This is a genomic window from Varibaculum sp. GTC20041 (assembly GCF_055387755.1).
This window is the reverse complement of sequence record NZ_AP041144.1, coordinates 1724030-1750080: the sequence shown is the minus strand read 5'-3', so window position 1 is coordinate 1750080 and position 26051 is coordinate 1724030. Positions and strand designations below refer to the sequence as shown.

30 protein-coding genes are annotated in these 26051 nt (G+C 53.2%); 6 read left to right on the top strand and 24 right to left on the bottom strand.

Annotated features, from left to right (window positions below; genetic code table 11):
* Positions 1 to 31: 31 nt before the first annotated feature.
* On the top strand, positions 32 to 415 hold the full coding sequence (locus ACZ5BI_RS07540; protein WP_464896061.1) for a hypothetical protein: 384 nt from the start codon (positions 32 to 34) through the stop codon (positions 413 to 415).
* Here ACZ5BI_RS07540 and ACZ5BI_RS07535 read toward each other — a convergent pair.
* From ACZ5BI_RS07535 to ACZ5BI_RS07460, 16 genes are all read right to left on the bottom strand, one after another.
* Positions 385 to 1989, bottom strand: coding sequence for a terminase large subunit (locus ACZ5BI_RS07535; RefSeq protein WP_464896060.1), 1605 nt, complete (start codon positions 1987 to 1989; stop codon positions 385 to 387). The genes ACZ5BI_RS07540 and ACZ5BI_RS07535 overlap by 31 nt on opposite strands.
* 75 nt (positions 1990 to 2064) lie before the next feature.
* Positions 2065 to 2358 carry an Nmad4 family putative nucleotide modification protein gene (locus tag ACZ5BI_RS07530; RefSeq protein WP_464896059.1) on the bottom strand — a complete coding sequence of 98 codons (294 nt, stop codon included), beginning with the start codon at positions 2356 to 2358 and terminating at the stop codon, positions 2065 to 2067.
* 178 nt (positions 2359 to 2536) lie between these two features.
* Positions 2537 to 2872 carry a hypothetical protein gene (locus ACZ5BI_RS07525; RefSeq protein WP_464896058.1) on the bottom strand — a complete coding sequence of 112 codons (336 nt, stop codon included), beginning with the start codon at positions 2870 to 2872 and terminating at the stop codon, positions 2537 to 2539.
* 105 nt (positions 2873 to 2977) lie between these two features.
* A complete protein-coding gene (locus ACZ5BI_RS07520; RefSeq protein WP_464896057.1) occupies positions 2978 to 3427 on the bottom strand; it encodes a virulence protein in 450 nt (149 codons plus the stop codon).
* Positions 3421 to 3636: a hypothetical protein gene (locus ACZ5BI_RS07515; protein WP_464896056.1), complete on the bottom strand. Its 216-nt coding sequence runs from the start codon at positions 3634 to 3636 to the stop codon at positions 3421 to 3423. The genes ACZ5BI_RS07520 and ACZ5BI_RS07515 overlap by 7 nt, the downstream gene beginning before the upstream one ends.
* An 88-nt stretch (positions 3637 to 3724) precedes the next feature.
* Positions 3725 to 5140, bottom strand: coding sequence for a DNA cytosine methyltransferase (locus ACZ5BI_RS07510; protein ID WP_464896055.1), 1416 nt, complete (start codon positions 5138 to 5140; stop codon positions 3725 to 3727).
* A gap of 3 nt (positions 5141 to 5143) precedes the next feature.
* Positions 5144 to 6400, bottom strand: a complete 1257-nt coding sequence (locus ACZ5BI_RS07505) for a site-specific DNA-methyltransferase (RefSeq protein WP_464896054.1) — start codon at positions 6398 to 6400, stop codon at positions 5144 to 5146.
* Positions 6372 to 7562: a methionine adenosyltransferase gene (gene metK, locus ACZ5BI_RS07500; protein WP_464896053.1), complete on the bottom strand. Its 1191-nt coding sequence runs from the start codon at positions 7560 to 7562 to the stop codon at positions 6372 to 6374. Before metK ends, ACZ5BI_RS07505 begins: the two co-directional genes overlap by 29 nt.
* 133 nt (positions 7563 to 7695) lie before the next feature.
* The gene (locus ACZ5BI_RS07495) at positions 7696 to 8268 is read right to left on the bottom strand and encodes a P27 family phage terminase small subunit (protein ID WP_464896052.1); all 573 of its coding nucleotides are present in this window, start codon (positions 8266 to 8268) and stop codon (positions 7696 to 7698) included.
* 255 nt (positions 8269 to 8523) lie between these two features.
* Positions 8524 to 8901, bottom strand: coding sequence for an HNH endonuclease (locus ACZ5BI_RS07490; protein WP_464896051.1), 378 nt, complete (start codon positions 8899 to 8901; stop codon positions 8524 to 8526).
* Between the two features lie 130 nt (positions 8902 to 9031).
* Entirely contained in the window at positions 9032 to 9511 is a 480-nt protein-coding gene (locus tag ACZ5BI_RS07485; RefSeq protein WP_464896050.1) for a hypothetical protein, read from the bottom strand.
* The gene (locus ACZ5BI_RS07480) at positions 9508 to 10866 is read right to left on the bottom strand and encodes an SNF2-related protein (protein WP_464896049.1); all 1359 of its coding nucleotides are present in this window, start codon (positions 10864 to 10866) and stop codon (positions 9508 to 9510) included. The genes ACZ5BI_RS07485 and ACZ5BI_RS07480 overlap by 4 nt, the downstream gene beginning before the upstream one ends.
* Positions 10847 to 11128, bottom strand: a complete 282-nt coding sequence (locus tag ACZ5BI_RS07475) for a VRR-NUC domain-containing protein (RefSeq protein WP_284906378.1) — start codon at positions 11126 to 11128, stop codon at positions 10847 to 10849. Before ACZ5BI_RS07475 ends, ACZ5BI_RS07480 begins: the two co-directional genes overlap by 20 nt.
* Positions 11129 to 11262: 134 nt before the next feature.
* The gene (locus tag ACZ5BI_RS07470) at positions 11263 to 13506 is read right to left on the bottom strand and encodes a phage/plasmid primase, P4 family (protein WP_464896048.1); all 2244 of its coding nucleotides are present in this window, start codon (positions 13504 to 13506) and stop codon (positions 11263 to 11265) included.
* Positions 13499 to 13957 (bottom strand): DUF7768 domain-containing protein, encoded by a 459-nt coding sequence (locus ACZ5BI_RS07465; RefSeq protein ID WP_464896047.1) that lies wholly within the window; start codon positions 13955 to 13957, stop codon positions 13499 to 13501. Before ACZ5BI_RS07465 ends, ACZ5BI_RS07470 begins: the two co-directional genes overlap by 8 nt.
* Positions 13954 to 14721, bottom strand: coding sequence for a phage antirepressor (locus ACZ5BI_RS07460; RefSeq protein ID WP_464896046.1), 768 nt, complete (start codon positions 14719 to 14721; stop codon positions 13954 to 13956). The genes ACZ5BI_RS07465 and ACZ5BI_RS07460 overlap by 4 nt, the downstream gene beginning before the upstream one ends.
* Before the next feature lie 196 nt (positions 14722 to 14917).
* Between ACZ5BI_RS07460 and ACZ5BI_RS07455 the strand changes: the two genes are divergently transcribed.
* Positions 14918 to 15838, top strand: coding sequence for a DUF3800 domain-containing protein (locus ACZ5BI_RS07455; RefSeq protein WP_464896045.1), 921 nt, complete (start codon positions 14918 to 14920; stop codon positions 15836 to 15838).
* A gap of 16 nt (positions 15839 to 15854) precedes the next feature.
* Here ACZ5BI_RS07455 and ACZ5BI_RS07450 read toward each other — a convergent pair whose 3' ends face one another.
* The 6 genes from ACZ5BI_RS07450 to ACZ5BI_RS07425 all read right to left on the bottom strand — a co-directional run bounded on the left by ACZ5BI_RS07450 (position 15855) and on the right by ACZ5BI_RS07425 (position 20714).
* Complete coding sequence (locus tag ACZ5BI_RS07450) at positions 15855 to 17777, bottom strand: DNA polymerase (RefSeq protein ID WP_464896044.1); 1923 nt, start codon at positions 17775 to 17777, stop codon at positions 15855 to 15857.
* Positions 17778 to 17848: 71 nt separating this feature from the next.
* Entirely contained in the window at positions 17849 to 18421 is a 573-nt protein-coding gene (locus tag ACZ5BI_RS07445) for a DUF2815 family protein (protein WP_284906330.1), read from the bottom strand.
* A 2-nt stretch (positions 18422 to 18423) separates the two neighbouring features.
* A complete protein-coding gene (locus ACZ5BI_RS07440) occupies positions 18424 to 19578 on the bottom strand; it encodes a DUF2800 domain-containing protein (protein ID WP_464896043.1) in 1155 nt (384 codons plus the stop codon).
* Positions 19578 to 20006: a hypothetical protein gene (locus tag ACZ5BI_RS07435; protein WP_464896042.1), complete on the bottom strand. Its 429-nt coding sequence runs from the start codon at positions 20004 to 20006 to the stop codon at positions 19578 to 19580. The genes ACZ5BI_RS07440 and ACZ5BI_RS07435 overlap by 1 nt, the downstream gene beginning before the upstream one ends.
* Complete coding sequence (locus ACZ5BI_RS07430; protein ID WP_464896041.1) at positions 20003 to 20212, bottom strand: hypothetical protein; 210 nt, start codon at positions 20210 to 20212, stop codon at positions 20003 to 20005. The genes ACZ5BI_RS07435 and ACZ5BI_RS07430 overlap by 4 nt, the downstream gene beginning before the upstream one ends.
* Positions 20213 to 20225: 13 nt before the next feature.
* Positions 20226 to 20714 (bottom strand): RNA polymerase sigma factor, encoded by a 489-nt coding sequence (locus ACZ5BI_RS07425; RefSeq protein WP_464896040.1) that lies wholly within the window; start codon positions 20712 to 20714, stop codon positions 20226 to 20228.
* Between the two features lie 447 nt (positions 20715 to 21161).
* Between ACZ5BI_RS07425 and ACZ5BI_RS07420 the strand changes: the two genes are divergently transcribed.
* From ACZ5BI_RS07420 to ACZ5BI_RS07410, 3 genes are read left to right on the top strand one after another with little or no spacing between them, the layout of a single operon-like run.
* On the top strand, positions 21162 to 22328 hold the full coding sequence (locus ACZ5BI_RS07420) for an ABC-three component system protein (protein WP_464896039.1): 1167 nt from the start codon (positions 21162 to 21164) through the stop codon (positions 22326 to 22328).
* Positions 22312 to 22530 (top strand): ABC-three component system middle component 7, encoded by a 219-nt coding sequence (locus ACZ5BI_RS07415; RefSeq protein WP_464896038.1) that lies wholly within the window; start codon positions 22312 to 22314, stop codon positions 22528 to 22530. The genes ACZ5BI_RS07420 and ACZ5BI_RS07415 overlap by 17 nt, the downstream gene beginning before the upstream one ends.
* On the top strand, positions 22524 to 24173 hold the full coding sequence (locus ACZ5BI_RS07410) for a DUF2326 domain-containing protein (RefSeq protein ID WP_464896037.1): 1650 nt from the start codon (positions 22524 to 22526) through the stop codon (positions 24171 to 24173). Before ACZ5BI_RS07415 ends, ACZ5BI_RS07410 begins: the two co-directional genes overlap by 7 nt.
* Before the next feature lie 331 nt (positions 24174 to 24504).
* Here the strand turns inward: ACZ5BI_RS07410 and ACZ5BI_RS07405 are convergent, their stop codons facing one another.
* The gene (locus tag ACZ5BI_RS07405; protein WP_464896036.1) at positions 24505 to 25167 is read right to left on the bottom strand and encodes an ImmA/IrrE family metallo-endopeptidase; all 663 of its coding nucleotides are present in this window, start codon (positions 25165 to 25167) and stop codon (positions 24505 to 24507) included.
* A complete protein-coding gene (locus ACZ5BI_RS07400; RefSeq protein ID WP_464896035.1) occupies positions 25168 to 25551 on the bottom strand; it encodes a helix-turn-helix domain-containing protein in 384 nt (127 codons plus the stop codon).
* Between the two features lie 297 nt (positions 25552 to 25848).
* Here ACZ5BI_RS07400 and ACZ5BI_RS07395 point away from each other — a divergent pair, with 297 nt between their 5' ends.
* A complete protein-coding gene (locus tag ACZ5BI_RS07395) occupies positions 25849 to 26004 on the top strand; it encodes a hypothetical protein (protein WP_464896034.1) in 156 nt (51 codons plus the stop codon).
* Positions 26005 to 26051 lie beyond the last annotated feature (47 nt).

The following is a 26051-nucleotide window of genomic DNA, read 5'->3' as shown; positions in this document are numbered from 1 at the left end:
TTTTCCCTTCTGCTCATGAAAAAATGAGTACATGCAAAGGTGGAAAAGACGCGGCACCTGGGCACGACTTGGCGTACTTTTCGCCTGCTATCTTTTACTGCCTGCTCTCACGACAGCCGCCATCGGATTATTCAGCACCCCTGATTCAGGCATGATGCTGTTTATCTTGATGCTGTTCATAGCATTTCCACTCGCCACTATTGCGCTAGCTGCCTGGGACGCAGTCAAGGAGGGCTTCACTGCTTTATGGATAGTGATGCCGATACTGTTTTTCATTGCGCCCACGGTTATCTTTTTCAACGAATCCGCGCTCATCTACGGAGCCATCTATTCGCTACTAGCAGTAACAGCTAACAAGATTGGCAGCTTGTTTCATTCAAAATCTCATAGCACCAATAGTCCCCGCGAATCATAAACTGAGCTCGCCTCTGAGGTGTTGCCGCATCTTATTGCCCGATCTAAGGCCATGATGGTAGCGACGACTCCGTCAATCTTTTCCGTGGATTTTTGTTTGTCGGGTTTGATATTCCCGGCTGGGTCGGTGCGCACGTGAATGTTATCGACCATCCAGGCCAGCACCGGGTGTCCGCCATGGGCGAGCTTGCCTTCTAGGGCGAGTTTCATGAGTTCTTTGGAGGGTGGGGACATGTCTTTGAATCCTTGCCCAAACGGCACCACCGTGAACCCGGCATCCTCAAGGTTTTGGCTCATTTGGACAGCTCCCCACCGGTCGAAAGCGATTTCTCGGATATTAAACCGGGTGCCAAGATCCTCAATGAACTTCTCGATATACCCGTAGTGCACCACGTTGCCCTCAGTCGTGAGTAGGTGGCCTTGCTGATGCCATAGGTCGTAGGGCACGTGATCCCTAGAAACTCTGAGTTTGAGGTTGTCTTCGGGAATCCAAAACCAGGGCGCGACCGTGTATTTGTCATCCTCGCCGTCGGGTGGGAAGACGAGCACGAACGCAGTGATATCGGTGGTGGATGCCAGGTCGAGCCCGCCGTAACAAACACGACCTTCTAACTCATCCAAGTGGACTGGGCCATCGTTTTTGTTCCAGGTATTCATAGGCATCCACCGCACAGACTGTTTGACCCACTGGTTCAAACGCAACTGTCTGAAGGTGTTTTCTTCAGCCGGATTCTGCCTGGCACTATTACAAGCGTCCCTAACTTTCTGGATTGGCACCGTCACGTCCAAGGATGGGTTGGATTTATGCCACACGGCTTCATCGGTCCAATCATCATCTTGCCCCGCCCCATATATGACTGGATAGAAGGTGGGGTCGTGCTTTTTGTCATCTAGAATGTCTTGGGCTTTTTGGTGTTGCTCGTAGCAGATGCTGTGGGTGTCGGTGCCGGCGGTTGTTATCAAGAAGTACAGCGGCTGGGTGCGAGCATCCCCACTGCCTTTGGTCATCACGTCGAAGAGCGCCCGGTTGGGTTGGGTGTGTAGCTCATCGAATACCACTCCGGAAATATTGAATCCGTGTTTGGAATAGGCCTCGGCCGATAGTACCTGGTAGAAGGAATTAGTGGGGGAGTAGATGATACGTTTTTGGCTTCTAAGGATCTTTACCCGCTTGGCTAGTGGGGGACACATTCTCACCATGTCCGCTGCCACTTCGAACACGATGGATGCTTGTTGCCGATCAGCAGCACACCCATAAACTTCAGCGCGTTCCTCGCCATCGCCGCAACACAGCAAGAGTGCGATAGCGGCGGCTAGTTCAGATTTGCCTTGCTTTTTAGGGATCTCCACGTAAGCGGTAGTGAATTGGCGAAACCCGTCAGGTTTTACCACCCCGAAAAGATCGCGAATGATTTGTTCTTGCCAATCAATCAACTTAAAAGGTTTTCCTGCCCACCGGCCTTTCGTATGCTTTAAAGCTTCGATAAACGCGACCGCAAAATCGGCTCGGCGCTTGTCATAGCGCGAGCTTTCAGCCATGAACCGGCTCGGGTGATAATCAGCTAGCTCACGCATACGAATCAGTTACCTTCTATTGGTTAAAAAATCAGTTACTACCAGCGATAACAGGTACCCTCGCGCCTTGTAGGGCTAGGCTTGGGGCAGATTAGCTAACGCCCAGGCGATCGCATGTCCGGCGTCAGCGAAAAGATGGTCTGACTCAGCGATGAGTTCGAGTTCGCATTCTGCGCGGCCCCTCGAGTTAGGCCCGAACCCGCTGACGGGTTCTTCCATCAACCGGTAGATTTGGGCGTTATTGCCAAATCCTTCAGTCTTGGTCCAGGTAGCAAAACTTGCTAGCGTGTAGCCTCCGTAGGCAAGAACCGTCCCGTAGGAATCAACGCTCATCTGGAGGGTTTCGCTGGTGACCTTTGTGCTGTTCATGGCTGGTGCCTTTCTGTTGTGTACCGTTTCGGTATGTATATACAGCCATAGACACGCCTATTTATCCAGTCATTTTCCGCCTATTTTCAAGAAAACTTAGAGATGTACATCTCTAGGTCATAACGCTTCACGATAAAGGCAAACCCCACGCCAGGTGGGGTTGCCTTTGTGTTTAGTTTTAACGAGTCAGATGGTAGTTGACAACGTTTCCCGGTGTAGCATGCTCAAGTTCACGCACCATCGCTGCTGCCCGTCCGTATCCCTCGGTGACTTGTTCGATGTCGTCTAGGTTCAACGCTCCGTAGGCGGTGGTTTGCACCCGCCATTGATCGGTTTCAAAATCCCGGTCAAGCTCCGGGGTGTAGGGGAACAGAGGGGAAGGAACAATAGAAATCGCAACCCGACCAGGTTCAATCTCAATGCTGGTGACGGTGTATCCCAACCGGTTAGCACGCCCGATAAGGCGTTCAGTGTTTTCTTCCTCGACGCTGCATTCAGCTTCTTTGGTGTTCATGGCTGGTGCCTTTCTGTTGTGTACCGTTTCGGTATGTATATACAGCCATAGACTTCGCTACTTATCCAGTCATTTCACCGTTTATTTTGCCTAATAAATAGTGGTTTACATCTCTCGGCTAGTGTTTATTAGTGGCGGGGTTTTCCACGCAGAATCACCGCTTAATGGTGCAAGTAAAATCTTGCGTACTTCCTTATGTTCTTTACCAGAAAGTCCGATGCGGTAAAGCAGAGAGCGCAGCTCATACTTCTCATTACTTACCTGGCTTGTACTGCGATTTACGGTGCGGTGGATCCGTTTGGCGTAGGTGATCAGCTTCGTCAAAAACTCGGTGTAGGCAGTGATCTTCTCAAACTCTGGGAGCTTATCCCACCACGGGAAACTCAGCCCCTCACTACTGGTGGTGATGTCGAGCTGGCTCGCGCCGAGCGCTTTAGCGATCAAGTCTTTCTTGGCTGCGATAAGTTCATGCAGCCTTGCCAGCTCAGCCTCATCAAGCGTGACGGGCAGGGTGACTACGAGCCCGTAGTTTTCAGCCTTTTTGGTGCTCACCATTGCACATCCTCCTCACCATCAAACTCGATGCTTTGAACGCCCAGCCAAGTGCGGATGAGGCACATGAAGTCGTGCGGGAAATTGGAGACAATCATTTCTACGTGCTCGTAGCCGTGGTCTTCGGCTGCATCCCACACCGCACCAATATCGGTCAGGTCCACTCCGAGGTTTTCGATTTCTTCTAGATCGACATATAGCTGTCCCATCATCACCAAACCCTCTCTTTCTTGCTGGTTGTTTGGTCATGTACATACAGCCATAGGTTCGCGGGCTTATCCAGTCATTTTCGCCTTAAAATCAAGGAGTTTTAGTGGTCTCGGCCACTATCTGGGAAAGCACGAGTTTGGCGCACGGCAAAGCTATCCCGTTTCCCCACAGCTTGTATAACGCCCGGTCGGTTCCAGGATTGGTGAGCCAGGAGCGTACTTGGTTGCGGGTTTTAGGTTTTTTCAATCCTTGCGCCTTGGCCCAGCTGGTCCAGACTTGCCACCAGTAATCCAACTGTGAATCTGTAGGGTCGCTGATTGCTAAATCTCGTGTCCAATCGTCAGGGAATCCTTGTAGGCGGGCGCACTCGGTGGGCGTAAGCCTGCGCACCCTATAACCGCTAGGTTGTGGCGCGGTGACAATAGGCGGATCAGTAAAATCCGATGCAAGTAGAGGCCCGGTGAGGTTGTTGCTGCCTTTGCAAAAGAAATCACTCTTTGATGCCGAAACCACCGTGTCGACTATCGCGATCCCACCCTGATTACAGGTCGGGCAGATACCGCTCGTATCTAAAGTTTTTGCGACCTCGGTTTCGTAGCCGTACCTGCCAGTCCGGTTTTTACGCTTGGCATGTATAGCGTTGAAACCATAAGCGATCGGCTCAAAAATCCTCTGATCGTTATTACAACCAAGCCTGCCAGAAATATCAGTTTGGATAAGCGGGCCTTTACCGCCACCAGGTTTCCCGCCACGCATCCGCAGCGTGAACGAGCGCGCTACACCATTTCTGCTGCTTGCTGTTTGAGGGCTTGATGCAAGATTGGAGGTAGCGGCTTGCCCCTGGTCGCAGCCCGCCTGAGTATTCCGGCGCAGGCTCGGGGGCTCAAAGAGTATGTGTCCGGCACGCCCGCTTGCAAAATCTGCGATAAGGAAGATCCGTTTGCGTCGTTGGGGCAGGCCGAAAAATTGCGCGTCCAATACTCGCCACGCAATACTCCACTGGTCTGCCACGATCGCTCCAGCTTTTTGCCATTTGTCAGCTCGAGGTAGGTTAGCTGCTGCTTGCTCGTCCGTGACGCTGATGAGTTCGCGCAGGACTTGATGGAAATCATTGCCTTTGTTGGAGGAGAAAGCTCCGGGCACGTTTTCCCAAACAGCGAATCTTGGATACCGTCCACTACTTGCCTTTCTCATTTCCTTGATGACTCTGACGGCTTGGAGAAATAAACCCGAACGCTCGCCAGCTAAACCTGCCCTTTTACCTGCCACCGACAGGTCTTGGCAAGGAGAACCAAACGTGACCACATCCACCGGCTCTAGCTGACTGCCGTCAATATCGCAGATGTCGCCCAGGTGTTGCATTTGCGGAAAACGCGTGGTGGTGACCAGGATCGGGAAGGGCTCAATCTCGCTCGCCCACACAGGTTCGATACCAACCTTGGTTGCCGCTAGTGGGAAACCTCCCGAGCCATCAAAAAGCGAGCCAAGCCTTAAAGTTTGTCTCACGAGTTAGCCTTTCTGCTTGGGGCGCTCTACCTCTTTCACCAGATCCAGGTAGGCATACTGCTTGCCACCGCGCTCACAAGTGATCCCTGCTGCGTCTCCACTTGCTTCGGCATAGCGGCGCAGAATCACGGAAGCGTATTTCTCATCTAGCTCCATGCAATAGCAAGTGCGGTCAATAGCTTCTGCAGCCATGAGCGTGGAACCAGAGCCAGCAAAAGTGTCGAGAATGATTGCGTTGGTTTGGGTGGAGTTACGAATCGGATAAGCCAACAGGTCTAATGGCTTGGAAGTCGGATGGTCACTGTTTTTGCGGGGCTTGGCGAAATTCCACACCGTGGTTTGTTTGCGGTCGGCATACCAAGCATGAGAGCCGTCTTTCTTCCACCCATACAGCACCGGTTCGTGCTGCCACTGATATGGGGAACGACCAAGTACCAGGGAGTCCTTGACCCAAATACAACACCCCGACAGGTAGAAGCCAGCATCTTGAAAAGCGCGACGGAAGTTGAGGCCTTCGGTGTCGGCATGGAAAACATAGGCTGACCCGCCCTTATCTAGGGATGCCGCCATGTTGGTGAATGCAGCCAGCAGGAACTGGTAGAAGGTGTCTGCGTCTTGTTTGTCGCCTGCGATTTTCAGGCCGCTGTTCGATTTGAAGTCCACGTTGTAAGGCGGGTCTGTGACCACCAGATTAGCCTGTTTGCCGTCCATCAAGGTTTCGACATCGGCCGGGTTCGTGGCGTCCGCGCACATTAGGCGGTGCCTACCAATCCTCCAGATATCGCCTTTTTCGACAAAGGCTGCCGCTTCTAGGGCGGCGTTCAGGTCGAAGTTATCATCCTCGATACTGTCGCCGTCAAGAGAACCTATCAACTGTTGTATTTCGGCTTCGTCGAAACCGGTGAGTTCAACCTCGAAATCGGAAGCATCCAGGTCGGCTATAAGTAGGGCGAGTTTGGAATCATCCCAATCGCCACTGATCTTGTTTAGAGCAACGTTGAGCGCTTTTTCGCGGGTTTCGTCTAGCTCAACGACCACGCAGTCGACCGTTTCGTATCCCAGATCAGCCAGTACTTTCAGACGCTGATGCCCACCTACAATATTTCCGGTGGTTTTGTTCCAGATGACTGGCTCCACATACCCAAACTCGGTAAGGGAGCGCCTCAACTTTTCGTAGTCCGCGTCCCCGGGTTGTAGGTCTTTGCGGGGGTTGTAGTCAGCTGGGGTGAGATCAGTTAGCGCTATTTGTTTGATGTGCATGGTTTTTCACCGCCTTGACAAGCTCACGGCTAGTAGTCCAGGTGTCTTCCCACTTGCGTGTGCAATCCCCGAAATGCCCATACGTCGAATACCGCACGTAACCGGGAGATTTGAGATGTAACTGGTCGATGATCGCAGCCGGACGAAGACTAAAGACATCGCGCGCAGCAGCCGTAATTAGTTCATCAGGATGTTCACCGGTGCCGAGCGTGTCGATAGCAAAAGCGACCGGGTCGGCTTTACCAATCGCATAAGAAATGCTCACTTGGCACTCTTCAGCTAGGTGCGCATCCACTATCGTTTTCGCGATCAAACGCGCCATATAAGCACCCGAGCGGTCAACCTTCGACGGATCCTTACCGGAAAACGCTCCACCACCATGTCCGGCCAGCCCACCATAGGTATCAACCATCAACTTCCTACCGGTGAGTCCAGTGTCAGCTTTAGGGCCGCCCTCCACGAACCGCCCGGACGGGTTCACCAACACAACCGTGTCCGGGCCTACCGGTAGATACCGCTGACATGCTGGACCGATAATCAGCGAAGTTATTTCACGGCGCAACACCTCGAAATCCTTGTGTTCATCGTGCTGGACGGAAACCACCACCGTCTCTACGGCTTGCGGTTTTCCTGCGTTGTCGTAGCGCACCGAAACTTGTGCTTTACCATCCGAGAAAATCTCAGTGATGGTTCCTTGCTTGCGCGCGTCATCTAGCCGCTTACAAATCTCGTGGGCTAAAACAAGAGGCAACGGTAAACGCTCAGGAGTATCAGTGCAGGCATAACCGTAGACCGTGCCTTGATCACCAGCACCCTGAAGACAATAAGCAGACTCATCGCCATGGCGAGCCTCTAAAGATGTGGTCACCCCGTCGTTAATATCGCTAGATTGACGCCGCACCCATACGTACACCAAAAATCTCCACGGCTTATAGCCAGCTGCAGTAAGTGCAGTTCGTACGCAATCACGCAAGTCCACACGAGCATTAGTGCTGATTTCACCAGTGACAATAATGCGTCGCCCAGTAGCCATGACCTCTACCGCGACGCGGGCGTTGGAGTCCTCGTACAGGATGTCGTCGAGAATCTGATCAGCAATTAAATCGCACAGTTTATCGGGGTGACCGATACACACTGCTTCAGCAGTTTTAACCACAGACATAATACGCACCTTTCATAGAGAGGAACTACAGGAAACAAAGAACGCGCCCCCAAGGCGGGGACGCGAAGAAAAACCAGAAATCATAACCAAGCAAAAATCGCTCAACGGTAACGACGGAAGCTTTTGCTGCCTGCTAAGACCGAGCTTTCAGCAACTGCTCCATAACCTCATCACCCGGGGCCGTACCCGAATAGTCACTAGTGCAGTTAGCCCGCACAATCTCAAAAATCTCATACCAATACACATTCGCCTGCTTACCAAAAGACTGGGACATCGCAACAAACGGGGAAGCGATAGCAGCCCCAGTGGTCGGGTGCTTGCCGAGCAAACCGAACTTGGAGATCGCCTGCTCACACTGCACATACCGGGCGAAAGCCTGGGCGTAGGCCTCAATCAGACGCTTAGAAACAAACCTCGTGCAACCACGCTCATCAAGCCAGCGCCACGTCTCCCGGTACACCAAATCAGCACCCAGCGGTTTGCCATCGCGCTGAACTTCCGACAGATACTCGGAAGGCTCCGGCATCACCTCACCAGCAAGCACCGCGCCATCACCAACATCTGCGCCCTCGAAATCGAAAGGGCTCGCTAGCGGATCTTCCAGGCGAGTAGCCGGCAGACCTTTCGCGAGTTTCTCACTCAGCGGGTCGGGTTTCGCGCCAGCCCTCACACGGCGCCCACCGCGATTAGTTCCATCTTTTGCCACGGCTATCGGCCTCCTATCTGACCTGCGGTGGCCAGAAAAAACGGCCTTCAAATATGCGCTAGGTTAATACCCTGTTTGATTCGGTCTTTTTGCGTACGGTTGGCCCCGCCCGCTGACCTTCGCCAAAGCTGTAGAGATTCGAGGCCCCCAACCCCTAACCGAACCCTCGACTTGTCCCGTAACTTGGCGTGGGAACAAGGTCAATATTTTTAGGGTGGGGAAGTGCCAATGGTTGTGTTGCGGTTTTCAAGAAATCTAGTAGGTGTAGACCTGAGGGGCTTGCCTCCATCTGTCACCGTCTAACGCGCTCTGCCTGGAGTGGCAGGGTTTGCACAGGCTGCGCAGGTTAGAAAAGTCGTGGCTGCCGCCATGGTCTAAGGGTAGGACGTGGTGGACTTCGGCCACTGGGGTGGTCATTCCTTTGTCCAGGCAGTCTTCGCACAAAGGATGCTGCGCGATATATGTGGCGCGAATCTTACGCCAGCGCCCGCCGTAGCGGCGGTTAATCTTTGGATCACGCTGGTACTTGCGGTAGTTTTTATCTACCTTTTTGGCGTGAAGCTGGCAGAACCTTTCGCGGGTTAGTTCGGGACAGCCAGGTGCTGAGCAGGGACGTTTGGGTTTGCGTGGCATTCCCGTTATCTCCTGTGGTGATGGTAAAGCCCCGAAGGAATGTATCCGTTCGGGGCTTTGACCTTTTTCTAACTATTTACACTATATCAGGCTCGAAACGGGAATGTCGTCCGCGTTTTGTCCAAGCATCTTAGCGTCCGTACAGGAGACTGGTGAGGTGGTCTAGGGCGGTTTTGCGCCGGTTGTAGGCGGTAGAGCGTTCCACGTTTAGCCGCTCTTGCACCTCATAAATCGCATCAGTGGCGGACTCGTACCCGGAAAGGAAGCAAACCTCCAGCACGTCACGCTCCTCATCGGTGAGCGCTTGCCATGCGGGATTGAACCAGTCCATGTAATCCTTGGCTTGCAGATATTTGCGGGTGCGGTTATCGATCCGTTCCAAGTGTCTAAGGATTTTGTCCTCGGCCGCGGTGGGATTAAACGCACGGCGACTGCCATCCAAGACGGGGGAGGATAGACCGGGCAGGTCGGCTTCGATAGCTTTCAGGTCATCGGGAGTGTTATCGATGATGGTTTCCATAGTAGCGTAGTCGCGCAGCGCGTTGATAGCAGCGGCGCGGCGGTCAACGTAGCGCCAGGTGATGTCGGTTTCTTGATGCGTAACGCTCATTTGGTTTCTCCTTTCAAGGTCTGCGCTACCGCGTCGATGAGCGCCGACTGGGTCATGTTCTTCGATTCGAGTGCCGATAAGATCCGCTGATCAATCGAATCCTTGGTCGCAATATGCGTAATAGTCACCGGCTTGGTCTGGCCTTGCCGATACAGGCGGGCGTTGGTCTGCTGATAGAGCTCAAGGCTCCAGGTGAGGGAATACCAGATGAGGATTGAGCCGCCTTGTTGGAGGTTAAGCCCATGCCCAGCGGACGCTGGGTGAATCAACCCCAGCGGGATCTCACCGCCATTCCAAGCCTCAATATCCGCTGAAGTTTTTAACTGTCTGGCTTGCGGTAAGCGCTGCCGGATGCGTGCCAGGTCGTGCTGCCACCAATACGCCACAAGCACGCGATTCCCATTCGCAGCTTCAATGAGGTCTTCAAGGGCATCGAGTTTGCGGCCGTGTACCACGATAGAGTCGCCTGCTTCGGTGTAGATCGCACCAGACGCGAGTTGGGTGAGCTTGCCAGCCAGGACGGCAGCATTGGCCGCGTCAATCACCTCATCGCCCAGCTCGACTACCATCTCTGCCGCTAACCGGTCATACACCTTGCGCTCCCTGCCGTTCATGGTCACCTCGGTGGTCGTGACAGTCAGTGGTGGGAGAGTGAGGTAGTCGCTGGTTCGCATCGACAACGTGATATCCGAGATTGCCTGGTAGATTTGCTCTTCAGCGCTAGGTTTGGGCTTGTAGGTGAACACCTGCATCCCGTTGCGCTTGTCAGGGTCGAACCATTTGTCGCGGTAGCGGGAAATGTAGCGCCCGAGCCGTTCGCCCAAATCCAACAGGCGGAACTGCGCCCATAAATCCATCAACCCATTGCTGGCCGGTGTGCCAGTCAGCCCGACGATGCGCTTGAGTTGTGGGCGGATCTTCATGAGCGCGGCATGGCGTTTGGCGCGATGGTTTTTGAATGAGGAGAGTTCGTCGATGACGACCATATCCCACTGCCACTTGATGCCACTACGGGTAATAAGCCAGTCAACGTTCTCCCGGTTCATCACTGTGATATCTGCACCAGAGTTGAGCGCGCCTCGGCGTTGACGTTCGGTGCCGACAGCCACCGCCAGGCGTAGCTGGCGTAAGTGGCTCCACTTTGCCTGCTCAGCAGGCCACGTGTCTCTCGCTACGCGCAGCGGAGCAATAACCAGCACCTTGTGTATTTCAAAGCTGTCGAAGAGGAGATCTTGTATTGCTGTCAGGGTGATGACGGTCTTGCCAAGCCCCATACCCAATAGCAGTGCTGCAACCGGGTGTTCCTCAATGAAAGCCGTTGCTAGCTTCTGATAATCATGCGGCTGATATTGCATGACACACCTCCTCAACCTCGTCAGGATTGTTGAGTACGAGTGCGGTGAAGCCGAGGTACTTCAACTGCCTGAGCCTGTGTTTTTGGATCGCGCGGACGTTGCCGCCGGGTGCCTTGACTTCCACGAAGCCGACATGTCCATCAGGTAACAGCACGATTCGGTCAGGTACACCAGTAGTTCCAGGGCTGACTAGTTTCCAGCAGACCCCGCCCAAATCCTCCACGGTTTTCACGAGCTGCTGTTCTAAATGTTGTTCTTTCATCACGTAGCTTTCTGCTCACGTGGTGACGGTCTATGACGGTCGTCTACATAACCTTTTATAGAAAGAACTAGTAAAAAATTGCTTCCTATGTAAGGACTAGTACACGACTGGCACTGACCGTCACCCGCTCACTGTTAGAGGTCGAATTCGCTCTTGAGCTGCAGGCCATCAACGAAGCGCCCGCTCTTGGTGCGGCGACGGTTGAAGCCCATTTGTTCGAGTGCGGTGTAGAAATCGGAAGTGGATCTGGCGTACTCGCCAATCGAGAGCGCGAAAGCCCGATAGTCGGCATACAAGTCACCAGACTTCTGCTCAAAAGCCGGGTTTATATCGCAACGCTCATCGAGAAAGTGCTGCAGCCAATCATTCGATGACTTATACGAATCAATCGCGGCCTGTACTCGCGGCGGTGGAGTCAGGTGGTAGTCCTCGGCGATAATCTTCCTGGCCCCGTCCACAATCCACTGCAAAATCGCGCCGCCAGCATCCTGAAATAGGAACTCTGCATAGTTTTTGACATCAGAGCTGCCTTCGATTTTTGCCTCGAACGGGATCACGATCAGCCGCCTCCAGATACCTGCGTCCATGGCACCAACCTTGGGTAGATGGTTGGTGTAGAGCACGAGCGTGTGGGTTGGTTGATAAGCAAACGGAGCCTTGAACTTCTTTTCCGCATATATCTCGTCAGTGGAAGAAAGCTGTTTCGCGTTCGAGGTTGAAAGCCTCATGCCTTCTTCCATCTCCGCTGCAATCAGCAGGCGTTTGCCTTTGGCTTCTGCCAGCTCAGGCTTCACATTCCGCTTCACACCCACAGTGAGAGCATCGGCGGAGATGTTGCCCGCGTATGTGCCTAACACCCGAGCGATTGTGTTCCAAAACGTTGATTTGCCATTCCTGCCGTCGCCGTAGGCGATGATGAGGGCTTCGACGTAGACTTTGCCGATCGCGGTCAGCCCCACGATTCGCTGCACATAGTCGATTAGTTCTTGGTCGCCTTGGAAGAACACCTCAAGCGCCGCCAACCAGGTAGCCTGGCCCTTACCGGTGGGGTCAACGGTGGTTTGCTTGGTGATGAAATCCCCATAGTCGTGCTCGTGAATTTGCCCGGTGGTGAGGTCAATGGTGCCACCAGGGGCGTTGAGGACGAAGGGGTCTGCGTCAAGGTCTGCTTGGGTGACTTGCAGCATCGGAGCTGCCTCCTTGAGTGACGCTGTAATCGCCTTGCTATCCCTGCGTTTGAGCACGTATTTCTCGTAGGCTTGTGCGTCTTGAAGCTGCTCGTAAGCGGTCCACTGCACGTTAGTGAATAGGTTTTTCGCTTTGGTCAGGCTCATTGCCGACAGCAACTGAGTGACCCCAGTGGAATCACACGCCTCACGGGCTTTCTCCAACAGGTCTGTGGCTTGCTCTAGCTGGCGCGTGGTGAGTTCTTGGGCTATGGCGCGCGAGCCCGGTCTGGTTTCTTCCCAAAACGAGCCGTTATACACCAGCCAATCTGTGGCCTCAGAGAATGCGAGTTTTTGTGCATATTCGTCTGCCAGGACGGTGGCTTGACCGACATCGGTGAAATCGGTGGGACGCAGTCCTTGGATTTCGGCGTAGCGTTCTGGTGGAATATAACCCGGTGTCGCAGCTACTTTTGCACCAAACTTCAATGCCGAGGTCCAGATTGCCTCCAGCTCGGCATCGGGCAAGGGTGGCACGCAGGTGTGTGCTTTCGTCTCGAAAAGCTGGCGTGCTTGCTCGGTGTTACCAAAACGCACAATCACTCGCCCAGCGAAAGCGCTCATGGTCGCATTGCGTGCGCCTTCCCGAATCTCACCAGTAGCCATTTCGAGTGCGGCGAACGCGTCAGCATCGAGAAAATCGGTGATGGATAGGGAACCGTCTACCCAGGTGACCTCGGTTGCGGGGTTGCCATAAATAAATCTGGCGGCATCGAGAGCGTTACGGTCAAAGATTCCGGTGTAGGAGGCGAGCTTCTTCTTGATTCCCGTATAGACTGCAGCGTCAGTAACCGGTTTGATTGGGAAGTAGGCGTGGAAGCGCGGCCTGGCGGTCTTTTCACCTTTCGGCTTTAAATGATTACGCGAGGTCGCGGTCGCCAAAGCGACGCCTGGGAAGATGAGCGCCAAGGATTCTGGGGTGACCCAATCAGCCGGTGAATTGGAGTGGTCGTTATCGATGTCCATCACCACACACGTGGATTGCAAGAACTTGTCGGTAGAACGGATATCGCCCTCATATTCGGCCGCCACATGGTCATGTGTCACGGCATTCTTCAAATCAGCCGCATTGGTTATGTGCCGGTGATTCGGGTATTTGAGGTTGCGTTGCGCGCTCACCAGACTAGTCGTGCACAAAATGAAGTCAGTCATCTAGGTTCACCTCCGCAAAATTGTGGTCAAAATAAGTAATCGAGAGTTCGAGTTGGTGAGCCCAGGAGATTTCAGTTTTCATGCCCGGCGAAACACGCGGCGTATACACCCACATGGCCTCGCACTTAGAAAGAAGCACGCGATTAAAGAACATGGCAAGCTCGTGATCCCACGGATCTGTATCATCCATAAACTGTGGAAACAGCAGGTGGGGTGCGAGTGGGATGCGGCGGCAGCGCACCGCATAGGCAGATAGATCCCTTGCCAACTCCACATTCATCTGAACGTCCCCGGAGTAAGGCGAGCAAATATAGGTCAAGGGACGGTGGCCGAATTCGGATATTTCCAGAGCCCGCAGCGCCCTATATGCAGTCGGGTCTGCGTAGCCTTTGGAGTTACGCCACGGTGTTAGATCACTGATTAGTGGTCGGTCATTTTGGAGTGTGTTCATTTGGTTTCACCTGCTTGTCGTTCGATGACCGGCAGGATGTGGCAGCGGTTTTTCAACAGGTCATAGATGAACAGGCGGCCTTTCTGCGTCCAATACGTGTGCATCACCGTCTTGCCGCTTTCCAGCAGGTGGGTTTTGGATTGGGTGTAGCCGCATTTCGCATACTCGGCGTACAGATACCAGATGCCTGACTGTTTGAACTGGATATGTTCATCAGCTAACAGTCGGTTGAGTTTCTCCGCACCCAGCCCGTAGTCCTTGGCGATAGCAGTAATCGGCATCAACGACGGCGATTGCAGCACGATATCGTAGTAGGAGAGCTTCGGTGCTGCCTCGAGCAAAGCCTGCTCGGCAGCGAGACGTTTAGCGCGTTCGGCACGCAGATGCGTGAGGGCTTGTTCGAGCAGTTCATCGTTGTCGAGTAGTTCATCGATCGCGTACAGGCCGTGGTGGCGGATCGATGGCAGCACCTCATCAAACACCCAGGCTTCGAATTTCTCTGCCGCTGGCAGGTGGCTGGAGACAATCAGCCGATAAACATCACCCTCGGTAATGAAGCGGGCTTGCTGGGTGCGCCCGAGGCTATCGACGATGGGGTGGTATTTTGCCACCCCACGGCAGTGCAGTTTGATCGCATTTACCGGGTCTTTGTAGCCGAGTGCGATGGCGACGTCTTTACCAGCAAACGTGGTGGTGCCATCCACGGTGATGGTGCGGATCTGCCCAAACACGGGATTGGTAAAAATCTGAAGGTCAGCAGCCATTCCTGGCTCCTTTCATGGACTCACAGAGAGCCACCTTGTGTGGATCTCGCTATAAGCCACGGCAGGAGCCCAATCCGGACGGGCGCGCCACAATTCGTTTTCCTGCAATGGCGCAATACGCCCATGGCAAGACCCAAAACCGGACGGGGTTGGAGAAAAGAAAAACGGACTGTTTCGAAGCGGTAGTATTTCGCTATTGCTGTTGACGGCAGGGCTCTGGTATATTTACCTGTGGACGCATTTCGGTGCTCCACTTCCGAAGCCCGCGATTTCGCGGGCTTTCGTGTTCGTAGCGGGAGGTGACGTGTACGTCGGGTATTTCGATGAGTTTGGGCATAACGGTGCATACGTGAGTCGATTCGACCCGTCCTATAAGACTCACCCAGTATTCGGACTCGGCGGTTTCGTGATCCCAGCCCAGAACATTCGCAAGCTATCTGGTATTTTCCGTTTCGTTAAGGAGCGTGGGCTACGTGAAGAAATTGAGGCGAAAGTAATCTCGGCAGGTAAGCGCGTGGAGCATTGGGAAAAGAAAGGCTCAGCGCTGCTCACCACGAAGAATATCGAGAAGTATCGGGAAACTCGCCGCCTCATTTTCAGGGTTTTAGAAACGCTGAAATCGTTGGATGCTCGCGTGGTGTTTTATGGGCAGGAGAAACTGCGCGGTACTCCGATTGAGGCCCCTGAGACGAATGCTGAGCGTTACGACCATACGATGAAGCAGCTGATTCAACGAGTGAATTGGGATTTGCCTGATGCTGAGAATCTGTTGATGGTGCTCGATAAACAGGGCGAGAAGGAGCGGCTGGAGGTTTTCGCTGGCGCAGCAGCGTTCATGTTCAGCAGTGAAGATGCTACGAAACTTGTGGAGCCGCCGATGGAGGTGGAGAGTCATCTTTATCAAACGGTTCAATGCGCGGACTGGATATGTGCAATCCTTGGTCGTATTGCTGCATACAAGTATGATTCGAATTTTGCTGAATATAGGTGGGCACTCAAGTATTTTGGCGACCGGCTTAGCAAGATCACGAGCGAACACTCCAAAATCCGCGCCGCAAGCAGCGCCACGAAAGATCTCTACCCGAAATTCCTCGGCAACTACGCCACCTGCTACTAGATCGCGAGCCGTGCACTCAATCCTTCTGATAGAAGTCGCATTCGTACCCGGCTGCATCAATCGGTAAACCCTCAGCCCATTCGGGTAGCTCGTTCATGAGGGCGCATATGTCAGCAACGGTGATGTCAGAATTGATGGGTTCGTCGATGACGACCTCATCGTGAATATGCATCACAATCCGGTGCCCGGCACTCTCGATACGGGTGATGGCTTCTGCGAGGAGGTCTCTGGCGATGGCTTGAACGATGTTTTCCACTAGCTTGCCGCCGTAGGCTTCGAGCTTCTGCCACTTGCGGCTCACGCCTTGACCCCAATAAGTAATCGAGGTGCCGCCGAACCTGTTCACACCAATACCTGGCTTCACATATGCCAAGCACCGACCGCTTGGCAAGGTGATGAAGAGCATTCCAGATTTCTTCTCGAAGACGAGGTTCCGTAGGGTCACAGGTCTACCCGTGCTGATTGCTCTGGTAGCGGCATTATCAACCTCGTGCCACAGCTGCACAATATTAGGGTTGGCTTGCCGCCAAGCGTCCACAATCGGCTGCAGCTCGCCCTCGCTGAGCCCCATATTCAATGCACCCATGGCTTTGAGTGCGCCCACGGAGCCGTTGTAGCCACAAGCAAGGACAGCGATTTTTCCTTTCTGCCGAAGCTCACTATTGGCTCCGTGCTTTTCCACAGGCACACCGAACATGGCACTCGCTGTAGCACAGTAGAGATCTTCACCGTTCTTGAACGCGACCAGGGTGGTTTTCTCACCAGCAAGCCACGTCAGCACGCGTGCCTCAATCGCCGAATAGTCGGCGACGATGAACCGGTGAGCTTCCGAGGGGATGAATGCGGTGCGAATCAGCTGACTGAGAGTATCAGGCACGGAAGGATAAAGCATATCGAGCGCATCACCGTTACCAGCACGCACCAAACTACGTGCCTGAGCGAGATCCGGCAGATAATTCCTCGGCAGGTTTTGCACTTGCACGAGACGTCCAGCCCACCGCCCTGTACGGTTAGCCCCATAAAACTGCAGGAGTCCGTGCGTCCTTTGGTCGGTGCAGGTGGCATCCATCATCTTCCGGTACTTTGCTACTGATGAGCGTGATAACTCTTGGCGCAGTTCGAGAGCTTCTTTCACCTCACCACTCGCAGATGCTAGGGCTTCATCGACTGATTCTTTCGCCATAGACTCTATCGTGCAGCCATGCTGGTTTAGCCATTCTTGGAGCTGTAACGGTGAGGCAGGATTATCCAAGCCAGTGAGTTCTTGCGCACGGGCGAGTGCTTGCGCCCGATGGGATTCGTCAATCGTTATAGCGTTTGTGGCCAATGTGGTGTCGATACGGATACCACGGTCATTGATCCGTTGATCGACCTCATACTGGCCCCAGAGGTAATCAGGTACTGGGAAATGAGCGAGCTTGTGGCGGATTGCTGTTTCTACCTGGACGTCGCGAGCATTGTAGATCTTAAACAGCCTCCAGCCATCCGGGTCACTACCCGGCAGACGCTGATGGCCGTGTTTGTCGGGGACGCAGAAATACTTGATGAGGCTCTTGCCCGCCTCCATTTTCTGGGCATCGAGATTCAGTACCGCGCCGACGTCTTTCAGGGAGAGCGGTAGACCGAGAGTCGCTGCCCACACCATGGAGCATCGCCACCCAGCAGGATCAAGCCGCCTGCCCAGATATGCGCTGAGGCAGGCGCGCTCAAAAGCAGCGTTGTAAGCCCACTTAACCACGACAGGGTCATCAAGTGCTCGGAGAATCTCTGCTGGAAGTTGCTCTCCGGATGCTAGATCCACCGTGCGCACCGCGCAGCCGTCGATCGCGTAGGAGAACAAGAGAATCTCGAAGTCAGGGTGGTTACAGTATTTGTAGACTCCGGCTTTGGCGAGGTTGATTGGCGAGTAAGTTTCGATGTCGATACTGAGCGTGCGCATAGTGTTCCTTAACGAGTGGGTGGGGCGGAGCCAAGCGGCTTGGCTCCGCCCCTTGAGTGGATTGGTTTGCTTTAGGCGAGGAAGTCCTCGTCTGCATCCCAGGTATCGAACTCGGAGGATGCGCTCACGTGGCCACCGAGTGGCTCACCATCACGGGTCTTTTGAATATTGCCAAGCCCGCAGGCCACGCCACGGTTCCCGTTGGTGTTGAAAGCGTAGAAATTGATGGAAACTCGCCCGTAGCAGCCTGAATAGACTTCGGAGCGGTCGAGGATTGGATTTACGTCCTGATCCACGATCTGCGGAGCATTAATACTATTGGCGTTTACGAAGAAATGTCCGGCATAAGCCTCATCGTCACGCTCAGTATCTCCATCACGTAGCGGAAGCTTCAGTGATGCGCGTGGCGGGATCTTCCCTCCGAATTTCCCAATGCCTTCTTGAATCGCGGCCTCGATAGCAGTATTAATTGCATCGATAGTTGCAGCATCATCCTTAGGAATAAGAAGTGATACCGAGAATTTCGGTTTGCCGCCGTTAATAGATTTTGCTTCCCAAACGTTCGCGTAACTCAAGCGTATTTCGCCGGTTATGACCTTGGTCGGGTTGTTTTTCTTGGTTTTCGGGTTCACTCGGGTCGACATGATTATTTGCCTTCTTTCTGTTGATTGTCGATGTTTGTGAAATCGTCAGCCGCAGTACTGACCTGCAGTTCTGGGCGTTTGTCAGTGACGGGAACCAGGGTGGGTTTACCCTCAGGCTTGACCACTAGATTCCCGAGGATTTCGGAGAAGTTCTTCTTTCCCATGAGCTTTTCCATCGCGGTAATAGTGAGCAAGGACTGCTTGTAGATGTCCTTGTAGCCTGCAGCTTTAGCAGCCTCAGCCACCGCAGTCTCATCTGTGTATTTGCGGATCGAGCGGCCAGCAACCAACTTGAACCCCTCGTAGAGCTCACCGCTTAGGGCTTGATTGAGTGCATAGTCCTGCACGTCTGACGCCCACCGCGTTAGTTCTGGTATTTGCGTCAACACCTTGGCCACCTCGGCTGGGCTGAGTTCGGCTGGCGGGGCGAACTCGAATTTAGCCAGCTCAAGGTTCGCTTCAGCCCTGGCTCTACAGGTGGAGGCGATTTTGCAGAACTGACACCAATAACCAGCACAAAACTCGCCCTCACCGTTAGCTGCTAGCTCGGCTGCAGGCTTGAGCGTCTGCTCAGCCCACTCATTCAGTTCAGTGACGCTAATCGTCCAGGTGGAGACGTTTTCGCGCCGTGGCTGAAAAACCGTTAATGCCACCTGCTCAATGTCATAAAGAGCGTCGAACAAGACAAGTGCACCGATCGCGTAGAGCATCATTTGCGGGTTCCACTCAGCCTCTACCAGCACGCCCAAGCCATATTTCAAATCGATCACGTGCAAGGTGCCGTCTGCGACGACCAAGCAGTCGCCGGTGCCGAAGCCACCAGGCACAACGTGGGAGAAATCCAAGTGTTGCTCGATGTAGATTGCGGTGTCAGGGGTACCCTGTTTAGCTTGCTCGTATTGTTCGAGCACATAGGAGACGTAATCGTCGGTGTAGGCATCCATCTCGTCATCTTCGAATTCGGAGACGGGGCGTTTAGATTGCTGCTTCAATGCCCGGCGCAGCTTATGCTCCGCCAACGCGTGAGCCGCCGTGCCCTGAAGTGCAGCCTCACTTGGAGCCTCTGTCACCCCAGCCGTGAGTTTCGCGGAGGGTGGGCAGTGCAACCATCGATGCGCCGACGAGGCGCTCAAGAGTGCGTGTGCTTGCGGTGGCATCAGGCACCACCAGCCTCAGCTTCGGCGGCGGCGAGCACCGCATTAGCTTGCTTCACCGTCAACTGGGAAAGCTTGGTGTGTCCATGCTCTCGAATCTGAGCTTTAATGAATTCGCTCAATCCAGAGCGTGCATAATCCGCCAGTGCGGCACGTACCTGCTCAATTGGCAGCAACTCCGGCACCTGCTCAGGCTCGGCGGGGGTTTGTTCCTCGACGGGTTCATCTTCGACGAGTTCTGTCTCCAGAATGTCCTCATCCACATAGGGGCTTTCGAGGCGCGCCGCCGTGATTGGGCGTTGCCCTGGCATTCCGGCGTGATCTTCGATCCCGTCCCACGCGGCCTGTTCGACAATCGCGCCGAGGCGAGTCACATCCTCAGCAATCGAATTAATCAGCCCAATGATGGCGTTTGCAGTGGGGATGTTCATTTCTGCTCACCACCTTTGGTGGTGTTGTAGCGCTCGGGGTAGAGGGCGCGCGCTAGAGCCATCAAATCGTCATCGTCATCCACGAGGCTGACCGTTCCTGACACGGGGCGACGCATCGAATACTTACCGATAGGGGTGCGTTCGGTGCGTCCAGTGATTCGCCGCATCAGGCGGCTCAACCGGCTTTCGTTCCGCTTATTTCGCATCGCAATTACTCCTTCACTTGACTTGCTTTTGTTGCCTTGCTCTATAAGCCACGCCAAAGCTCGATTCCGGACGGTCGGCCTCGAGAATTTTTCGTGCCCGCTTAATCGCACGGTTATAGGCATGACGAATAGCTGACTCGTCCTTGTGTTCAGCTCGCGCTATTTCGGCAAAGGAGTATCCATCTAAGACGACTGCTTCGATTAGGAAGCGTTGACGCTCAGACAGGCCAGCGAATGCAGTAGCAACCTCCTGCTTGTTCAGAAAGTCGCGTTCGATATCAATATCGGCAGCGAAATGCATACCCTCCTTGGGAAACTCGGATGGGGAGGAGTGCCGATCTCGGCGGGTGTCTGCCCGGTTTGTTTTCTTCCACCGCGCATCATGCTCAAGCAGCGCCTGCGTAATCGGGCTATCGGATGGGAGTTGGACTTCGATGTGCTCGTCAGTGACGTAATCGAAGCTGAAAGTGACGTGATTTTGATTGTTGTCGGTCGTGCTCATGGCAGCGCCCTTTCTTTGTCAGAAAGAGCCGCATGAGCGAGCTGCCGTTATTCACTTGTGTCTGTAAACCGAAGTCGTCTTGAGCGCTGATAAAGAAGCGGCGGGCAACCCATAATCGGATTGCCCGCCAGCGTCAGCTCACTCAATTGGCTCCCTCGGTTTTACAGAGGAATCTGCCTGTGTAGCTTGCACCGGCATCAGTGGAGCCACACGCCGATGTTTGCAACCATCAGCGATCTAGCTGGGCGAACCTGCCACCAGCTTTGCGCACCAAGCGAGCTGAGCTATTTTTAGAGCAAATTTCGATAGAATTAACTCTGGAAATCTCTCGCACAACTTAGGCTTCGATTCGCTTGGCTTCTACGATAGAAAACAGACATTCGCCGATCGGTATGGTTTAGGACAGTGCAGGACAGGCAGGACAAAAATTTCGGAGTGAGGTGAGCGATGAGCCTATTCACAGAGCTGATGAAAGCCGCTTACCCGCACCTGAGCGAGGGAATGAACGTTGCTCCTTATATGCGGAGTATGATTAGTCGACTTTGTTCTGTGCCCGAAGAACTCTGGTACACCTCACGAGACAAAACCCCAGACGCTGCCCGGGCGGATACAACCCTAGAGCAGTACTACAAACGCGGAGCATCGAAGAAGTTAGCGCGGGAAATGCTGAACAATCCAACCCGCAGGGAGTTCGTTGATTCGCTTGATTATATTGAGGGCGTCCCAACTGAGGCCGCAGATGAGGTAAAAGCGGCTCTAGCCAAATCCATCGCCCCATTTATCGACAAGGAAGTCAGCGTCGATAACGTTGGAGACGTATTCTTCGATCTGATTCAGGAATCGCTGCGTTTAACTGTCGATCCGTCTCTTGAAGCTGGTCGTAAGCTGCAGCGAGCCAAAACAGGCTCGATGGCAGCTATTAATAAACACGGGTCGCGTCTCCTCGAAGACTGTAAATACGTGTGCTCAAAACCCGGTTGCGGAGAATCTCTACAAAATGTTGCTCCTAGTGGGCAATCGCAGGCCGTATATGAAGCCGCACGTATCGCCGGAGATAAAGCCGAATACGGAAACCTCGTGGCTTTGTGCTCCAAGTGCTTCAATCAGTATGTTCTCGGCCATAAAAAGGCCGAGGAAAAAGAACTGAAAAAGATTAAAGAAATTCAAGAACGAAGCGCCAGAGCTAGGCAAACCCTCAGCGCTGTCCAGATTGAGCGTGGCATCACGAGGGTAGTAGAAAACCTGGCACGCGCGAATCCGAAAGACTTCGAACCACTTAACTTCGATCCCGTAGCGGTTAAAAGCAAAATAGACGAGGCCTCCGACTTTTTCCTCTTCGACGAGGTCATGCAGCACGTGACAAGATTCTTCAGATTCATCCAAAACCAACTAAAAGAACAGGCCCGTATTAAAACTTTCGATGAAGAACTCCTGCGCGCTCAAATAAAAGCCTCCTATCGAAAGCTCGCGGACAAGAAGTTCGACAAGCTCATCATTCACGGCGAACTATCAAAACGCCTGAGCCAAATCACGAAACAAGACCAAAGATACTGCGCCTACGTGATCTCCTATTTCGTTCAATCCTGCGAGGTGTTCGATGCTGCTACCAAGTAAACTCTTCGCCTACCAAGACAGCGTGCTACCACTGCTACCAGAAATCCTGCGCCACCTCGATACACCAAAAACACCCAACGAAATCGCCCTAGCTCTTGCCAGCACCAATACTGATCCAACTAGGCTCATTGAAGCCCTAGATTGCCTGTATGCGCTTGGCCGGATTGCGCTCAGCGAAGAAGGGAAACTACACCGATGCTAAAACAAATCAGCTGCCGATTATTCCGTGAAGACGGACAACTACGCCCACCTATCAACTTCACTAAAGGCCTGAACACCATCCTCGGCGCGATCAAAGGCGAAGCAGGCTCTATCGGCAAATCAACCATGATGCTCATCATCGACTTCGCATTCGGCGGCAACACGTATGTTGGTAGTGATGCTGTCAAAGAACTGGACGACCACACGATATACTTCACATTCGAATTCGCTGACGGGCAGTACCACTTCGCGAGAACTCCCACCGACCCAAAACTTGTCGCACAAGTCGATGAAAACCAAACCTTCATCGGCACAATGAAAATTGAAGAGTTCAACGCGTGGCTTGCAGCGAAATACCACATGGACCTGTCAGGACTGAAATACAGGAATACGCTCAGCCGCTTCTTCCGAATCTACGGCAAGAACAACCACAACGAACTCAAACCTCTCCAAACCCGAGGAGGAGACGAATCCCAAAAGGACGCAATTACCGTCCTAATCGCGCTATTCGGGTACTACGACGAAATCAAGGACTTCAAAGAACAACTGCAACAAGCCGAAAACAAAATCTCAGCATTCAAAATGGCACGCCGCTATGAATTCATACCCTCAGCTGTCGATGGGATGACCAAATACAAGCAGAACGTAGTAGAAATCGCTGCCCTAGAGGAAGACCGGCGCAAACTCGCCCAATCCGATGAGACTGATGTAGAACCGGCAGAAATCGAGAAAGCGAACGAACGTAACGAGCTCAAGCGCCAGCTCAATGATCTGCACCGCGAGATTACAAGCAAGCAAGACGAGCTACACCTGCTTGACCTGAATCTCCACCAAGGCGCATACCCAACCGAAGCTGACCTCAAAAGTCTGCAAGAATTCTTCCCGTATGCCAACCTTGCAAAGCTCATGGAAATCGAAAAGTTCCATACGAAAATACAAGCAATCCTAGGTGAAGAACTTGAAGCCGCTCACACCCACGTTACCAGGCAACTCGCTACGCTCGAGGGGCAGGCCACCGAGCTACTATCTAGCATAGATTCCATACCAGCTTCAAAAGCTTTCACAGACGAATTCTTGGATGCCTACACATCCTTAGACCGCCGTATCAACAAGCTGCAAGACGAAAACGATGCTTTTGATACTCGCGATCGGCTCCAAAAAGAAAAGCAAGAAGCGAACACCCGCTACCAACAACAGCTCGATGCGGTGCTCTCGTATATTGAAACTGCAATCGACAGCCAGATGGAAGCCATCAATGAAGAAGTAACCGGCGGCGAATACAACGCTCCAAGGCTCTCGCTTAACGCGTTCAACAGCTACGACTTTGAAACCCCGAGAGATAAAGGCACTGGCACTAACCATCGTGGAGTCATCATTTACGACCTGGCGATAGCGCAGAACACGGCGCTTCCGGCCATCGCGCACGACTCGATCATGTTCGACTCCATGTCACGCACCGACCTCAGCAACCTCATCCGCGTATACAACGACCAGGTAGAAAAGCAAATCTTCATAGCCGTTGACAAAGTTAGTGACTGCACTGACGAGGCCAAAGCCATCATTCAGCGCACCATGGTACTTAAGCTTGACAACAACGAGCACGCCCTGTTCGGCGAAAAGTGGAGCCGAAAGGACCGCCCGTGAAGATCCAATACAACAAACTCCGGAAAATCCTTTTAGACAAGAACATGAACAAAGTACAGCTCCGTGAAGCAGCAGGCGTACGAGAGAAGCAGATACTTCGCAGGCGCTTTTCAATTACACGCCCTTGGAAATCTGGCTAATACCGGGTTAATACCTAAAAATGGGGGTGCGGATTGTTTTTTGGACGGGTCTGCTGAGGGTTTGGTTGACAGTTTTCCTCCTGATTTTTAGGCCGCAAAGGCTGGGCAGGACACTAAACCACCCCGACACGCCCGGCAAAAGACACATATTTTGGGTATTAGCCCGCCATCGGCGACATGTTGGAACACCTCTAAATCAGGTTGAGGCACTCCAGGCGGATTCTCGCAGCTTCCTGTGAGACATTGAAAACATCGGCTATATGGCTCTGGATGGGAATCGCTGACGCGAAAGGATCTTCTGCGCATTCCCGTTCGTACTTATTTACCACTGCACGCACACCACTCACAGGCATGAGCAAGGCCGCAGCTAAGCGGTCTGCTTGCCGTTCTCGAAATTGCTCATCTCGTCGAGAATTGGTAGGGCGAGTATAGAAGTCCACGCCACACTTAGCGACCAAGGTACGGGAATCCGGGCAGCTGTCAGGCTCGAGGGGTCGATGTAAAAACAAATGTCCACACTCATGTGCGAGCGTAAATCGAGCTTTACCCTCGTTAATACAGTGTTCACTTTCAAGATCTAACATAATCGTATTAGCGGTGGCGGCGACCACTAGCGGACGCTTGTTTTCTTTATCCCACACTTCGACCGGCCCATTTGATAACACCGTCATGCCTAGAGTCTTGCCGTCTTCGGATAAACACCGGTATTCAATATCAGCATTCAACCTAAACTCCGCAAAGTGCTCAATATCCAAAGCAGCGAGCCCTGATAGCACATCAACTTCGCCCATCTCTTCCAAGAGTCGCTCGACAATTACGTCCAACTCGATATTCTTGTAGACCTTGTGCGCCATCTAGTCACCAGCCTTCCTGGATTGGTTGATGACATCAAGAATCTTCTTCCAGCCATCATCGTCAAGCTGAGCGTCGCGTGCGCGACGTAGGGCTACACGAGCCATATCAGTATCCATAATGTAACCAGACAGATCCGACGACACCTGGTCAGATCGCGTGCGAGCGGCTAGATCAAACATCTCCTCACGCTCGCTCTGAGTCAAGCGTAGAAGATCGGCGATATCTTCAAGTTTCCCATCGGGAGCGTAACGGCGCCCTTTTTCAATATCACTCATGTATGCCGGTGCCACGTCAAGATTCTCAGCGAACCCCCGAAGAGTGATCCCGAGCTTCTTACGTCGCTCCTGCACAAATTGTCCAAATCCGAATGTATCTTGCTGCATCGTTCACCTCCTAAGCGTGTTCGCATAAACGCTAACACGCAATCAAGCATAACGCAACTTTGGCTCCATAAGAATCCGGAAGTGACCCTTGTTGCACGTGAGATGTGCAACAAGGGAGCCTCCAGACTTGCATGCGAACCTAAACCTAGCTAAGCTCTTCGAGTGCCTCAAAATGAGACCTCGAGGCAAGCCAACGCGTAAGTGTTCAAAATCCACTTGCGCGTTTTTGGCGTACCTGGTACCCTAGACCCACCACAGCACAAGCTGTGGGTACCTACTAGAACTCGGAGGTCTCATATGTCCGGCATTAATTTCTTTGAAGAACTGAGTGAACAGGAGCTCAGTGAAAACCAAAACTCCTTCACGGGCGGTGCCTGGACCGTACCGGGTACTCGCACGATTGGTCGCGTTTGCACCATGTCGTGGGAGTGCTGGGGTTTCCTCTGTGGCTAAGTTACACAGCGTGAGGGTGGAGATACTGCGTTAGTCCCTCCACTTGA